Annotated in this window: 15 protein-coding genes; 2 read left to right on the top strand and 13 right to left on the bottom strand. The window is 34.0% G+C overall.

Going from position 1 to position 15,305, the window contains the following annotated elements; genetic code table 11:
• Positions 1-771: 771 nt before the first annotated feature.
• The 10 genes from AC6CHR_RS12290 to AC6CHR_RS12245 all read right to left on the bottom strand — a co-directional run bounded on the left by AC6CHR_RS12290 (position 772) and on the right by AC6CHR_RS12245 (position 9,767).
• Positions 772-1,140, bottom strand: coding sequence for a nuclear transport factor 2 family protein (locus AC6CHR_RS12290; protein ID WP_498249109.1), 369 nt, complete (start codon positions 1,138-1,140; stop codon positions 772-774).
• A 247-nt stretch (positions 1,141-1,387) separates the two neighbouring features.
• The gene (locus tag AC6CHR_RS12285) at positions 1,388-1,828 is read right to left on the bottom strand and encodes an HIT family protein (RefSeq protein WP_498249107.1); all 441 of its coding nucleotides are present in this window, start codon (positions 1,826-1,828) and stop codon (positions 1,388-1,390) included.
• Positions 1,804-1,956: a hypothetical protein gene (locus AC6CHR_RS12280; RefSeq protein ID WP_498249105.1), complete on the bottom strand. Its 153-nt coding sequence runs from the start codon at positions 1,954-1,956 to the stop codon at positions 1,804-1,806. The genes AC6CHR_RS12285 and AC6CHR_RS12280 overlap by 25 nt, the downstream gene beginning before the upstream one ends.
• Before the next feature lie 186 nt (positions 1,957-2,142).
• On the bottom strand, positions 2,143-2,283 hold the full coding sequence (locus tag AC6CHR_RS12275) for a hypothetical protein (RefSeq protein WP_498249103.1): 141 nt from the start codon (positions 2,281-2,283) through the stop codon (positions 2,143-2,145).
• Positions 2,284-2,920: 637 nt separating this feature from the next.
• Entirely contained in the window at positions 2,921-4,495 is a 1,575-nt protein-coding gene (locus AC6CHR_RS12270) for a Vga family ABC-F type ribosomal protection protein (protein ID WP_498249101.1), read from the bottom strand.
• Positions 4,496-4,848: 353 nt separating this feature from the next.
• Positions 4,849-5,802: a ribose-phosphate diphosphokinase gene (locus AC6CHR_RS12265; protein ID WP_498249099.1), complete on the bottom strand. Its 954-nt coding sequence runs from the start codon at positions 5,800-5,802 to the stop codon at positions 4,849-4,851.
• 660 nt (positions 5,803-6,462) lie between these two features.
• Entirely contained in the window at positions 6,463-6,930 is a 468-nt protein-coding gene (locus tag AC6CHR_RS12260) for a hypothetical protein (RefSeq protein ID WP_498249097.1), read from the bottom strand.
• A gap of 139 nt (positions 6,931-7,069) precedes the next feature.
• Positions 7,070-7,879: a helix-turn-helix transcriptional regulator gene (locus AC6CHR_RS12255; protein WP_498249095.1), complete on the bottom strand. Its 810-nt coding sequence runs from the start codon at positions 7,877-7,879 to the stop codon at positions 7,070-7,072.
• Between the two features lie 453 nt (positions 7,880-8,332).
• On the bottom strand, positions 8,333-8,473 hold the full coding sequence (locus tag AC6CHR_RS12250; protein WP_498249093.1) for a hypothetical protein: 141 nt from the start codon (positions 8,471-8,473) through the stop codon (positions 8,333-8,335).
• Between the two features lie 385 nt (positions 8,474-8,858).
• A complete protein-coding gene (locus AC6CHR_RS12245) occupies positions 8,859-9,767 on the bottom strand; it encodes a GNAT family N-acetyltransferase (RefSeq protein WP_498249091.1) in 909 nt (302 codons plus the stop codon).
• Positions 9,768-10,333: 566 nt separating this feature from the next.
• On the opposite strand from AC6CHR_RS12245, the gene AC6CHR_RS12240 reads away from it, so the two are divergent.
• Both AC6CHR_RS12240 and desA read left to right on the top strand, forming a co-directional pair.
• A complete protein-coding gene (locus AC6CHR_RS12240; RefSeq protein ID WP_498249089.1) occupies positions 10,334-10,600 on the top strand; it encodes a hypothetical protein in 267 nt (88 codons plus the stop codon).
• The gene (gene desA / locus AC6CHR_RS12235) at positions 10,597-11,667 is read left to right on the top strand and encodes a Delta(5) desaturase DesA (protein WP_498249087.1); all 1,071 of its coding nucleotides are present in this window, start codon (positions 10,597-10,599) and stop codon (positions 11,665-11,667) included. The genes AC6CHR_RS12240 and desA overlap by 4 nt, the downstream gene beginning before the upstream one ends.
• Positions 11,668-11,883: 216 nt before the next feature.
• Here the strand turns inward: desA and AC6CHR_RS12230 are convergent, their stop codons facing one another.
• The 3 genes from AC6CHR_RS12230 to AC6CHR_RS12220 all read right to left on the bottom strand — a co-directional run bounded on the left by AC6CHR_RS12230 (position 11,884) and on the right by AC6CHR_RS12220 (position 15,226).
• On the bottom strand, positions 11,884-12,102 hold the full coding sequence (locus AC6CHR_RS12230) for a GrpB family protein (protein WP_498249148.1): 219 nt from the start codon (positions 12,100-12,102) through the stop codon (positions 11,884-11,886).
• Positions 12,103-12,389: 287 nt separating this feature from the next.
• The gene (locus AC6CHR_RS12225) at positions 12,390-13,742 is read right to left on the bottom strand and encodes an aspartate aminotransferase family protein (protein WP_498249085.1); all 1,353 of its coding nucleotides are present in this window, start codon (positions 13,740-13,742) and stop codon (positions 12,390-12,392) included.
• Between the two features lie 17 nt (positions 13,743-13,759).
• Positions 13,760-15,226 (bottom strand): CoA-acylating methylmalonate-semialdehyde dehydrogenase, encoded by a 1,467-nt coding sequence (locus AC6CHR_RS12220; protein ID WP_498249083.1) that lies wholly within the window; start codon positions 15,224-15,226, stop codon positions 13,760-13,762.
• Positions 15,227-15,305 lie beyond the last annotated feature (79 nt).

Genomic DNA, 15,305 nt, shown 5'->3' with positions numbered 1-15,305 from the left:
AACTTTGAATAAAAGGCTGTTTTCGCAAAGATAGTGTTTTTCGTACAAAGTAAGAATGTACATCTGTTAAGAATATCTTCGTGCTCTTTTCGCTTCCTTTGGACATAGCTTCAATTTAGATTATAAAATGATAAATAAACAAGGCGATTACATACAAAAAGAGATTGAATATATCCAATCTCTTTAACATTCTACTAATTGTTACAGAATTCATTACCGAATAGTGCTAAATCAACAACTACTTTCTCATCTATGGATCAACGTGTTATTATCATTGCATTACTATTCCAGTTTATCTACAGGGTCCATATATTCCAACTAAGGATTTTCAAAAGGCAAAAACTTTTGAAAAGGGTGGTCAGATTTCACTTCTGAATTTGCGGAACTCCAAGATATCTTGGAAATACCGATCTCTTGGATGGAAACGGTGCTGTAAATAAAGATAATGGTAGATCTTACAAGTCGAGTGTAACAATACAAAAATCGACCCAACAGCAACATCCGTTTCCATTACTCAAGTAATCTTCTTCTCTCGGCTCGTGAGCAAAAGTAGAACAGAAAGAAATGGACCCCGTTTTAGTCCGTTTAAACTAACGAATTAAAAAACCCTTGTGGATTTCACTGATAGGGGCTTTCATACATTGATTCCGTTGTACTTAACTATCCATAAAATAACGATTTTTTTCACATCTATTCAAGCAGGAAATATTAAATAGGCAAGAGCTTGTAAGATTGAATACACGTTTAGCTCAAATGTTACTTTTAAATATATTAACTTATAACTGTACAACAATGTCCTGTAATAACTTTACATTCATCATTTTTCATTTGCCAAACCCTTGTATAGCACATTTCATCTTCAATAGGTTCTACACCATAGGTTCCTTTGAGGCTAACTCTTGTTATTGTAACAGCTGAATCTTCTAATAGGATTACCTTTTGTTCCAAAAATGTAACATCAGTAAAATTCAATAAACCTGTTCGATGTGCTTCAATATCAACTTCCTTCGTTACCAAATGACCAAAATGATTAACAAAAATAAGGTCATCACTTAGGAGCTCATCAAGGATTTCAACATCACTAGCCATCATTGCCTTCCGAAGACTCTCTTCGTAGTCACAAACAAGCGTTCTCTCCATCATAGTCCCTCCCCAAATGGAAATTATCATATTGTGATTATAATCCATTTTTCGATAAATTAAATTTTTATCCATTATTTATGAAAAAGAGACTTCTCGTTATGGTGAATTATACCGAAAGAAACATTGATCGAATCTCTCTGTTTTTTTTGGTGCCACTATTATTACACACTCTATTCACCTCAGCTAAAATAGAAAACTGATCATTCAGTCCATTTTTCTAATCGTTATTCATTAATAAAACAACCTATTTAACCTTACTTATCGCTTCAATTAGCCTCTCCTTGGATTCCGAAAGATCTCTTACCTTTTCATTTAATTCTATTGGTCCACCTTCATAAAAATCGGCAAACGGTTGGTGTTCATACCTTGGGACAACGTGCATATGATAATGAGTAAGTTCGTCATTAAAAATTCCACCATTTTGTGTCATCGTAATCCCATCTGGTTTATACACTATTTTTATCGCCTTTGAAAGAAGAATAGATGCATTCATAATTGCAATGGCAGTAACTTTGTTAAGTTCATCAACATCAAAAAAATGTTCCTTTGGTAAGATTAACGTATGCCCCTCATTAAAAGGATCGTGGTCCAAAAAACAAGTAACATATTGATCTTCATATACAATATTTGTTGGTTGTTTTTTATTTGCAAGTATACAGCCTAAACATCCTTTTTCTTGTTCCATCGTTTTTCATCTCCTTGTAAAAATCTTCTGAGTGAAGCTACTTCATTAGAAGAGTGAACAAAATACGCACGAATAGCTCCTGCACTTGAATCAACCCAATCTATAATTGTTACTATTTCATCTGCCATTCTCACACTAAAAAGATGGAAACCTCCATGACAAAGTCTCTTCGTCTATTTTATAAATCTAATTTATGAAACATTGGAATCAAGTGAATCAGTAACAACACTATTGACCTTTTGTTGAATATCAATTGAAATATTGATGTGCTATACTTCTTTTTCCATGTTTTCAAATAGAATAGTGCCTATTTTTCACCCTTTAATATATTCCATTTTTATAGCTTGTTTTCCATCTAATTCTTTGACATCCAATATTTTAGGTACAGAAAGTCCACACGAATAGGCGAACTTTTGCTTAACTCTTCTTAGGAAGTAAAATAGATCTCTTGTCATCCTCGTATTAACTCTTCAACATAAAAAAGTTCATTCCTCTTTTAAAAATAATTTATATGTAAGAATTAACCATCACTCGACTTTTCCAATTTTTTAGTAAACCTACACCGTTAGATACTTCATCTGAGAACCATTTTGCGTATGGATTGCCCTCGTTCACTATATTAAATAGAATTATCTTTATTCGTTCTTCTATTACTCCCTTCTTAGCCTTGGATTTAGAGCACGTATATTTAAGTTTCGTTTCTATTTCTAGACCGTGATGTTAAATCCACTATCAGGTTACAAACTATTTTCGATTCAATTGAATGATAGATTGTATCAAATCTGATTTCGAGGATGTTTGTAACATTATTTTCCATCCGCTTCATCAACTCAAGCTACTGTTATTTTATAATCATGTCAAAATTGCATGTTGAAAACACAAGGATGAATCGGGCATGTAAATAAGAAAAAATCCTGCATATAACAGGATTTTCGCTCGAACTTTATTTCAAATTCATAACCTTATTAAAAACAATCAGTCCCTGATATAAATCACCAAACTTCATTCAAAATCCACCATTTCGTTAAAAAAGTATTGATCTTTATACTCACATAGAAGTTGTTCTTTTTCATCCTCCGTAACCTTTCAAGTTTAATCAATCGTGTTCAATTCCCTTTTTTCTTTTAAAAGCTTTTGAAATTCTTTTTCTAATTCTTCAGATGGTTCTATACTTAAGCGACTTAATACTTCTGTTATTTTTGTTTCGAGTAGGAGAAGTTTATCCTTTTCGCTGTCTCTCGTTCTCAGTGGTTGATCATGTTTATATTGCTGATATGTTCCTTCAAACGATTCAATCTCTTGCTGACGAATGGCCAAGATTCGAGTAGCGATATTATCAATGAATCGGCGATCATGGCTGATGAAGATTACGCTCCCTTCATATTCTTTTAGAAGAGACTCTAATGCTTCAACTGCTTCCATATCAAGAAAATTCGTCGGTTCATCTAAGATCAATGTATTGATATCACTTAAAAATAGCTTCGTTAGCGCAACTTTCACGCGCTCACCGCCACTCAAAACCCCTACTAGCTTATAAACATCATCTCTGAAGAAATGCATTCTCGCAAGTACTGTTCGAATAAGCGTTTCATTCTGCTTTGAAGAGGATTGGACATTCTCTAAAATAGATTTCTCCACATCTAATATAGTTAAGTTTTGGCTAAAGTAACCCATTTTAACAGATGGTGAAAGCAAGATACTCGGCTCTTGATTGATGATCTTTTTTACAAGCGTCGTTTTCCCCGTTCCATTTGCGCCGATAATCGCTAATTTGTCACCGCCTCTTACATGAAAACTAGTTTTGTTCCAAAGGATACGTTTGCCAATCATCCCTGTTACATCCTCTACACGAAGGATAATCCGATTTTTAAACGTGTCTTCATTCGGCAGGTTCATCTTTATTTGTGGAAGTTCTTTCACTTTTTCTACCTTTTCAAGTTTTTCTAATCTCGTTTCAATGGCTGATGCAGTTTTTTGTAATTTCTTTTGTTTTTTTGCAAAGTATGGCTTTGCTCCAGTTATTTTCGCTTCTGATTTACTTACCTTTTTTGGAGCCTTTGTTGCTCTATCCGCTTTTTTCTCTTTCAATTTCAAAGCATCTTCTAACTGCTTTTTCTTTTTCTGATATTTTTCATAAGCTAATTGTTCTTGATGGCTCTCTACTTCTTTTTGATCTAGATAATCACTATAGTTGCCCGTATACTCTTTTATCTTTCCTTCATTGATTTCCCATATAGTTGTACAAAGAGCATCCAAAAATGCACGGTCATGAGAAACAATGATAAATGCCCCCTGCCAATCTCTTAACTTCTTTTCTAACCATTCAATATGTTCTGTATCAAGATTTGTCGTTGGTTCGTCTGCAAGTAAAAATTCTGGATCTTTGACAAGGGCTTTTTGAATATATTCTTGTGTCACTTCACCACCACTTTTTGTTGTATCTGTTCGTTTAAGCTGAGGTAAAATCTCACATTGAGTGTGTTGAATAACGGTCCCTTCATCTGGAGAAAAATTTTTAGCCAGAATTTGAAGTAACGTTGTTTTCCCACTTCCATTTCGACCAACTAATCCAATTCGATCATTTTGATGAATTTGTAATTGATCCACATCTAGTAATAAACGATCCTGTACATAGTGCTTAACATGATGTGCTTCTAATAAAAACATTGAAACATCTCCCCTTTAATCAAGTTAAGGAGACAAAAATGCCCCCTATATACATTCAGAATAGGAGGCATAAATCATATATAGGTGCACACAAAAGAGACTACCCCTTTAGGTCCAACTATAGAAATCCAATCCTATTCTGAAAAACGACAATAAAAGGCAACAGAAATAAAACAGAAATTGTCTGCTAAAAATCACCTTCAATTGTTTGCTTTCGTAAATAGGATTAGTACTTCATGTAGTTGGGTCACCCTTCCGTTCTTTTAATTACCAATATTTTATATGAACCATTAAGAATTGTCAAAAGATAAATGTAGACACACTTCATCTAAAAAACGTTAAGGATATAAAAATTATTGAACTAGTTCATCTACAGATTGGTTTTCATGTATACGTTTGATTGCTTCACTAATTAAGGGAGCAACTGAAAGCTCAACTAACTTATCAATACGTTTCTCTTTAGGAAGAGTAATTGAATTTGTTACAACTAGTTCTTTAATTTTAGAGTTTTGAATACGCTCAATAGCTGGACCAGATAAAATTGGATGTGTGCAGCAAGCATATACTTCTTTTGCACCATTTTCTACAAGAGCGTTTGCTGCTAATGTAATCGTTCCTGCTGTATCTATAATATCATCAATTAGTATCGCTGTTTTCCCTTCAATATTTCCTACAATATTCATCACTTCTACAACATTCGGTCTTGGACGTCTTTTGTCAATAATTGCAATCGGAGCCTTTAGTCGGTCTGCTAATTTACGAGCACGTATTACACCGCCATGATCTGGAGAGACGATCACAAGATCTTCTAAATTCTTATTTAAGAAATATTCTCCTAAAATAGGAACACCCATAAGATGGTCAATTGGGATATCAAAGAACCCTTGAATTTGTGGTGCATGCAGGTCTAATGTAATCACACGAGTTGAACCAGCTGTTTCAAGAAGATCCGAGACAAGCTTTGCTGTGATTGGCTCCCTAGCTCTTGCTTTACGATCCTGTCTAGCATAGCCATAGTATGGAATAACCAGGTTAATCGTTTTGGCTGATGCACGTTTTAAAGCATCAACCATAATTAATAACTCCATTAAATGTTCATTTACAGGACTACTTATCGATTGAATAATATATACTTCACAACCTCGAATACTTTCTTCGATATTGATTTGGATTTCTCCATCACTGAAACGAGTAACTGAACACTTCCCTAAATCTTCCCCTAGAATTTTGGCAATTTCTTTTGACAAAGCTGGGGCAGAGTTTAGCGAAAATAGTTTTAATTTAGAATCTTCATATTGATTAGTCATAATAAAGTGAAAACCTCCATAAGGAATTTCTTATTTTATTACTAGTTTACACTAAAAACTAAACCTATAATAGCAACATCATAGTAACACTGGCTATAAAATCAATATATTATTTTATTGATATAGGTATCAGTCAATCAGAAAGCGACATTATAGATTCCTTTCCTTTTATTCTACCGGACACGTTTACCTATAGATTAAACACACTCTGAAATCAAAACAAAGATAAACCTACTATTTATTTTTGTTTACGCGAAAACCGATATGTAAAGTACATCTAGAAATTTTTGTTAATTACAGGATAAGCAATAAAAATAAAGCCAACCAAAATGGAGTGGCTTTTACTTTGAGTGTAAATCCTCTTAGTTTAATCTTGCATTTATTCTTGTCGTTTCATTTAAATACAAATGCTCTATTTAACTTTAAGTTACACCTCTCACAAACAAGTATCCCTTTGTACTTCAACTATATTATCGAATGACATTTATTGTTCTAATCTTTTGTTAATTCATTACGATTAGGACCTGAAAAGGGGTTTTTCTAACCATCCATTATTTGATCATTATATTTAATCCAACAACTCCGAAATCCCCCATTTCAGTAAGTACCCTTTATACGTTACTGCAAAATCCCTTTTATATATGGCATATTTTTAGCCCTTTAATTAAATTTCTTTTTATTCTCAAGAAGGTATTGAAAGGCATATAAGAAAAAAGCCTTGTAAAATAAATATAGGAAGAATTGAAATTTATTTATCCGAATTAGTTGTACAACCTTTAGTTTTTCCAAAAACCATGTGAAAACTATAGCATAGCCGGCATTTATCATCGCATTTATTAATAAAAATTTACTGAGGTTTCCATACGACCACTTTAAAGTCCACATCGCTGTGATAAAAAACGGGCCAATATTTAAAGGGAATTCCCCTGTAAGATAGGAGTTTGGCTTATTATAAAAGATCCACCATTTTCGCCTTTTTCCAATTTGAACATTCAAAGCTTCTAATAAAACCACAAGTATTGATGCTGGAAAAAATCTTTTTATGTTACGCCAGCCATAAGAAGTTAAGGATAACCATGAAAGCAACACCATTATACTGTTAACTAACCACTGATTTTTCAATGACATTATAGTTTCAACTCCTTTTTTACCTTAGAGTTTCCACAGTCATTTCTATTATTCATAAAAGGTGATGTATATAAGATTCTACTGACAGCTTCAATAGCTGTTAGGAGGCAAATGACTACAATCATATAGCACCTTTTTTCTATCTTTTTAGAGTACGAAACTTGTGAGGAGAAATTCCAACTAAATTTCGGAACGTCCGATAGAATGAGGAAAGAGTTTCATAACCAATTTCAAAACTAATCGATATAATCTCTAAATCTGTCTCTACTAACATTTCTTTTGCCCGATTAATTCTAATTTTTTGTAGATACTGCAATGGGGTTTCATGAAATTTCGATTTATAAATCGAGTTGATATAGCGTGGAGAGATTTCAAACTTTAAGGATATACTTTCAGCTGTGATATTTGTAAAATAGTTATGATCAATGTATTTTCTTATCTGTAATGCTCTCATTTCATTGATATCTTGAGACTCTTGATCTGTCTGTAAACGTACCAGTATTAATAGGAGTTCACACAAATAAATAGGCAATGAGTAAGGGCATAATAAATCATAATTGGTCTGCTCAAATAACATCTTCCTTAACACTTGCCTTACCTCACTAGCTCTCATCACATCTAAATCAAAATACTGTGAATTTCTTTGAACAAATTGTAGTAAACAATGCTTGTCAAACGTTCCTAATGCTAAATTTGAAAAGGCTAACACTAAAACAGTTAAGGTTGAAGTAGCTGCAATTGAATGAATGGAGTTTGGTACAATTAATATAATTTGATCCTTAGAAAAGACAAATTCCCTTCCATCTACATTCATCCGGCCCTCCCCTTCAAGGGCATAAAGAATTTGAAAATGATCATGATAGTGACCTGAAATAGTACTCCCTCTCACATGCTTATTTTCATATAGAAGTAAGCCAGTATTTGCTAATTTTAGATTTTGAAGTTTCATAAGCCCCTCCTTCAGTAACATCCTTTTATTTAGACTCTTTTCTAAGAGTTTTGCTTATTAAGCTAACTTGTAAAGTAGAGTTTAGAATAAAATAGCTTATATATGAGAGCGATTACATTACTATGTATATTAGTTTATTAAAATTTATATGATTACAAATTGTTTTCGATACAGATGACAATGTTTCAACTGTAACATACGTCATTTGCTTCCAAGGTTTCACCAAAACTATCTTTTTCAGAAATCAGCATCTCAATTGTTTTTACCAAGTTATACAATTCAAGAAAAAAGTTTAAAATCCTCTATTACTTTCCTTGTTTTGCTAAACTTCCTAGTGAAAATCCTTTAATAGTGAAACAAGGATAGTAGCAGGTCAATAATCTATACAACACTAAACATTATAAAACAACTTATAGGTAATAAACGGATCTTAGATGAAGATCATTTTTCGCTTTATTCTCCTCCGTCATCGACATCATTCCCACCCTGATCAATATCACTGTCATTGTGATCTGAATCAAAAAAATCATTGATTGATTCAATAATTGTGCTCTTTTGTTCCCTATTTTCATTAAAATCGATGGAATTATTCATAAAGTCCTGAAGTGTAAAAACTTGAACTGCCTTTTTTCCTTTTTTAAAATTTAGTTTATATAAAAAAGCAATAATCAACAATGTCGCAATGATTAAAACGATAAAAATGAACAGATAGAAAACCTCCTCCCTCACCTTACTGTAAATATATGTTAAATACAAAACAAATAACACTTACCATAACTATAAGAAGATTCTCAAAAAGCCAAACTCTTTAAATATAAGGGTTTGGCACTTAGGTTTGATATCGTTTTTACCTTTTAAACATAGTTGTCAAATAGATTAAAAAAGCGAGTTCATATAAATGACCAAATGGAAAAATAAAAAAGCTCAGTAAAAACCTAAAAAAATACGTTTTATATAGAGAATACTTGCTTATGATGTACTAAAATTCAGCGGTTAATGGCATCATTATAAATTGATTTTCCAAAAGATATGACCCTCTAAACATTAATTTATTCTCTGTTTTATATTCAACTTCCTCTACATTTTCTAGATTAAAAGCATCGGGGTTAAAATAAAATTCAATCGTATTAAACTGGTGTGGAAGATAAGAACATAAGATTTCTAGTGATGGTATTTCTCTTCTTATTACGTCAAAAATCCTTAAAGTTCCCTCTTTAACATCGAATACAACTATTGTATTTAATTCCTCAATTAGAAAGAACTTGTTATTTAATTCAGAATCATATAAGTTAAAATAAATGGCATTCTCATATGAAAGTGGAGCAAATACTTTTGACAAGGCTTCTCTGTTTTTCAGCAAGTCCATTAGTATCTTTATATCCGAATCTTTTAGAGGTTCTAATTTTCTTAAAGAAGTTTTTTTAGTTAATAAATGATGATTCACATTCTTTCTAAAGTAATATTGTTCGATTACTTTAAATCCATAGGGTATATACAGTTCAGGATTGCTTGTAAATAAAAAAGCCGCTTCGTACTTTTGATCTATGTCTTCGAGCATTTTGCTAAACAATCTTTTCATTAAACCTTTTTTTCGATAATCTGGTTCTGTCATTACTGATTGAATACCAACACATTTCTTATTGCTCTGTTCAATATTCATATCCAGGGGGAAAGCCGAAACATTGGCTATTGCTTGATCATTGTTAAAAAAGGTGTATGGAATATAACTTTCATTCCAAAAACCTCTTTTATAGAAATCTCTTAATGTATTTACCTCTATCCCAAACACTTTTTCAAAAAGTGGATATAATTTTTCTCTCTTACTATCCTCACTTGAATAATCAGAATAAAACTTTAATTGCTTTATATCAGTTTGTTTAACTTCCATCACAATCACCTCAGATTTGTTAAATTGGAAAGATACTATTAAATGTGAAAGTGTTATCTGTTCATTGGTCTCACCTCTTTTAATAAGTTAAATAGGAGCACAAACTATAATTCCGCTTAAGATTGCACCTAACCCGTTAATAGTTTTTTAGATGCTAAGAAGTATGTGCTACTCGCCATAATTAAACCGACACTTATTCCGTTAAAGTCCCGATTGATTGAAGCAAAATGTGAAGATAATTATATACCTAACATAAATATTCATAATCTAACCAAGAACAAGGGATTCTTTTTTCATATTCGTTGCAACATTCCCACAAATGTTTAGACGTTTTATCTTGTAAAATGTTCCAAGATATTTATACCTATTTTTCTGCACATTAATTACAACATATAAAAGGTAGCGATTCGTCATGTATGCTTTTTAATAGTTTTAGGTCTGTTTTGACATAATGCATCCAATATAGGAGATAATAAAACAAGTAATTTGAGGGTTAAACAGCTTTATCTCTCTATTATCACGGGAAAGAATACGAAAGAGTACCTGGAGTGTGTGGTATCCTTACCATGGAGCATCTTAGCAATATACCATTTATTAACCTTATGATGATTTTAACTAGTTCCGTCGGGGCGGGCCTTTCATTAAATGTAGGTAGTAATATTAAAAATATACTAAGACAACGTTGTCAATTTGTTAATGAAACGTACCTTATATATGACAAGTGTCATGTTTCTACTAGACGTATATCACTTTTGCTACTGTCATTTTATCTATATACTGAAATTAATAAGTTATTCGAGCAAAAAGAGCTCGTTGAAGGAGGAAGAAAATGAGTAAAGAAAAAACAGCGCAATTACGAAAATTTGTCGCTCCTTTCGAGAAAGCTGATGTAAATAAGAGTATTAGACAATTAATAAATACCATTCCTCCATCCATTTTATTTTGGTTTTTGGCATATCAAGCCTTGGATGTATCGATCTGGTTAACAATAGCTTTGTCGTTTGTCACAGCAGGTTTCATCGTTCGAACGTTCATTATTTTCCACGATTGTACACATGGTTCGTTTTTTAAAAACAAAAAAGCAAATGCAATTGTCGGCACAATAACTGGTGTTATGACATTGTTCGCATACGAAAAGTGGAAACGTGAACACTCGATCCACCACGCTTCTAGCGGAAATCTCGACAAACGTGGTATTGGCGATATATGGGTTATGACGATTGAAGAATATGTAGAAGCACCCAAGTGGGAACGTTTTAAATACCGTATGTACCGCAACCCACTTGTCATGTTCGGCTTAGGTCCTTTATTCCTAGTTCTGGTATCAAGTCGTTTTAATCGCAAAGATGCCCGAAAAAAAGAACGTAATAACACGTACTTGATCAATTTTTTACTTGTAGCTGTATATACTTTACTTATTTTGATAATTGGCTGGCAGTCATTCTTAATCGTACAAGGTACGACAATGTTTATTGCTGGAGCACTCGGCATTTGGTTATTTTATGTTCAGCATACTTTCGAAGATTCTTATTTTGAAGATGAAAGCGAATGGGACTATGTGAAAGCTGCTGTTGATGGTAGTTCTTATTACAAACTACCGAAAGTTCTCCAATGGGTGACTGGAAATATTGGTTTTCATCATGTTCATCACTTAAGCCCAAGAGTTCCTAACTATAACTTGGAAAAAGCGCATGATTCAACTCCACCACTACATCAAGCAACAACAATTACGATCAAAACAAGCTTAAAATCGTTACGTTATAAAGTTTACGATGCGAAAAATCAAACGTTTGTCACTTTCAGAGAAATTAAGCATTTGTTGAATAATTCAGAGTTGCTGAAGAGTAAGATAAACGAAAAGGAATCAAAGCTGATTGCTAATCCGGATCCAAAAGCGTAGAAATTCTATTAAAGTAACTATTGGGGACTGGTCACTGTATTATACAGAGATCAGTCTTTTTTGTAGGCGTTTTTTAAATAGTTCTATCTTTATTTAAATTCACCTTTAATGTCATTACGTTCTAATCATTCTAATAAATGGTTCTTTTTCTTTGTATACCTTTGTCGCTCGAATTAAATAAGTTCACCCTTCATTGTTGCGTATCGCTCAGCTACTTTAGGATATAATCTGAAATAATTCGTTGCTTTTATGTTTACATATATGGAAATGACAAGTACCCTGTCCCCACATCACCTTCCTAAAAAACATTCTATCTTTTAGCTCAGGTTTTGAAACATACTCATAATCAATCTTACGTAAAGGAATTACAAAGGATGAAACTTCATCCAAATCTAGAATACCTACTAAAATATCAATGATCGACATTGCTTTAATTCCTTTATTGAAGTGCTTCCAATATGTTCAATACTAATAATTCTATCACCTAACATATCTTCTGCTTATTTAAGCTCCCTATTTTAAAGATAATTTAAAAAATCTCCTTTTCCACAACCTCATCTATCATTTTAACATATCCACCCATAATTACCCATTATTTCTATTTATCCTTTTAGTTTTTTCATTTTACAACTGGTCTTACTATCAAAAGGATGAAACCATTATGGTTTCATCCTCACACTTTTTATTTAACTTACCAATGGATCGAGACTAGTAAACTATCCTTATAGTGCTAGAATCTCTTCAGATATTGTTTTAATCAAAAATTCAATATCCTGTTCACCTATATTTAATGGTGGGGCTAATGATAACACATTGTTATAGCCAGCGACGGTTGCGCCGTTTTTGCCAATTATAAGTCCTTTTTCTTTACAGCCAGCAATTACTTTATTGACTATTTCTGGTTCTAGCGGAGATTTTGTTACTTTATCTTTGACTAGTTCGATACCGATTAACATTCCTTTTCCTCGTACATCACCAACATATTGATGCTTGGTTAGTAAGGAAGCTAGAGTTTGTTTCATATAGATACCTAGTTTCTTAGAACGTTCAACCAAATGTTCATTTTCGATCATTTCAATGTTTTTTAGAGCGAGTGCACATGCTGCTGGATTTCCGCCAAATGTATTGATATGTCGGAAGTAATCGTATTCTTCTGCCCCTTTAAATGCTTCATAAATTTCCTTTTTTACGGCTGTTGCTGCAAGAGGTAAATAGCCACTTGTTATCCCTTTTGCCATTGTGATGATATCAGGCTTTACTCCGTAGTTCATGAAACCGAATGGTTCGCCTGTTCTCCCGAATCCACAGATAACTTCATCGGCAATTAACAGTGCCCCGTGGTTTTCACATACACGTTTGACACCAGCCATATATTCTTGATGTGGCATGATAATCCCACCGCCGGTAATAATCGGTTCCATGATTACACCAGCAATTGTTTCACTCAATTCCCATGTCATGACACGGTCCATTTCTTTTACAGATTCTAATTGATCTGGTTTTCCATCCTCTTTATCGGGGGACCGGTAGGAATCAGGTGGTGCAATTTTTATAAAACCAGGTGCCAATGGTTCGTATTTATATTTCCGCTGTGCTTGACCGGTTGCAGCCAGCGATCCCATCGAGTTTCCATGGTATGAGCGATACCTTGAGATAAATTTATAGCGGTGATGGTCTCCATTTTGTTGGTGGTATTGTCTGACAATTTTAAAGGCTGTTTCATTGGCTTCTGTTCCACTATTCGAGAAGAAGATGACATACTCTCCTCCTAGCATGTGGTTTAGTTTTTCTGCAAGGAGAATCGCTGGTTTATGACTTTGCGTTAGCGGATAGTAGGCCATTTCTTTTAATTGCTCAAATGCAGCTTCTGCAAGCTCTGCTCTGCCATAGCCAACATTCACACACCATAAGCCAGCCATCGCATCAAGGAATTTCTTTCCGGATTGATCGGTCACCCAGGAACCTTGCGCTTTTTCGATGATCATTGTTGAATCAGGACTATAAGCCTTCATTGAATGCCAAAGATTGTCCTTATCCTTTGTTAAATAATCTTCACTTCCTTTTATCTCAGTCATCCCACTCACTCCTGTTCTTAATAATCAAATCTAGAGGTAATCATCTTTTTGCGTGTATAAAAATTGACTCCATCTTTTCCATTCACATGAAGGTCTCCATAGAAGGAATTCTTCCATCCCGAGAACGGGAAAAACGCCATTGTTGCAGGAACACCAATATTAATCCCTAGCATCCCAGCATCTGCTTCCTCTCTAAATTGTCTAATTGCTTTTGCGTCTTTTGTATAGATCGTCGCACCATTTCCATATTGTGATTGACGAAGATACTCAAGCCCTTCATCAAGATCTTTTGCTCGTAATAGACTAAGAACTGGTGCGAAAATCTCAACTTTGGCAATGGTCATCGTTGTTTTCACATGGTCAAATAATGTTGCACCTAAGAAGTACCCTTCATTTTTATCTGCCATATCAAGACGGCCGTCTCTGATTAATGAAGCGCCTTCTTCAATTCCAATTTCAATATAATCTAGTACTTTTTCTCGATGGGACTCTCTAATGATTGGCGTAAGAAGTACACGATCATCAAGTCCATTTCCAAGTGTTAATTGATCTGCTTTTTCTGTAAGTTTTTGTACAAATTTATCCCCGTCACCAACAATCACGACTGCACTACAGGCCATACAGCGTTGTCCAGCACTTCCGAATGCCGAGCTGATAACATTCTCGACTGCTTTGTCTATGTCTGCATCTGGCATGACAATATGATGATTTTTCGCCCCTGATAAAGCTTGAACACGCTTGCCATTAATGGCTGCACGTTCATAGACATACTTGGCAACTGGCTGTGAACCTACAAATGAAATAGCCTTTACATCATCGTGATTAAGTAAACCATTGACTACATCATGTGCACCATGAACTACATTTAATATCCCTTTGGGTGCACCTGCCTCGGCAAATAATCGTACTAGTTCATTTGCTAAGATTGGTGTTCGCTCCGAAGGCTTTAGGACAAATGTATTTCCACAAGCAATCGCTAAGGGAAACATCCATAATGGAACCATCATTGGAAAGTTAAAAGGAGAAATACCGCCGACTACCCCGAGCGGATAACGGAACATTTCAGAGTCAATATCTGCAGCAATTGTTGATAAGGTTTCCCCCATCATTAGAGTTGGAGCACCTGAGGCAAATTCAACACACTCAATACCTCGTTGAACTTCCCCATATGCTTCTTTATATGCTTTACCATTTTCTTGGACAATCAGCTTTGCAAGATGTTCATGATTTTCGGTTAGGAGATAATGATATTTAAATAGTATTCTTGCCCTTTTCGGAACAGGTGTCTGTTTCCAGGTCTTAAAAGCCTCATTTGCAGAACGGACAGCAATATCTACATCTTCGGTTGATGAAATAGGCACCTTAACCAATGTTTCACCAGTAGCAGGATTTAGCACATTTGCAGTTTCTGTGCTTTTTGCATTGATCCATTCACCATTAATAAAATTTTTTAACACAGTCGTTTCGTTTTTTATGATTGCCACCTGTCTTACCTCCTTTTTGAACATGTGATGGAACAACAAAATAGCCAAAGTAAACAACAAACACTAAGAGGAATTTCCT

It is taken from the genome of Metabacillus sp. GQ13 (assembly GCF_059758525.1).
Note: the sequence above shows the minus strand (reverse complement) of the source record. Positions and strands in the feature narration are given on the sequence as shown.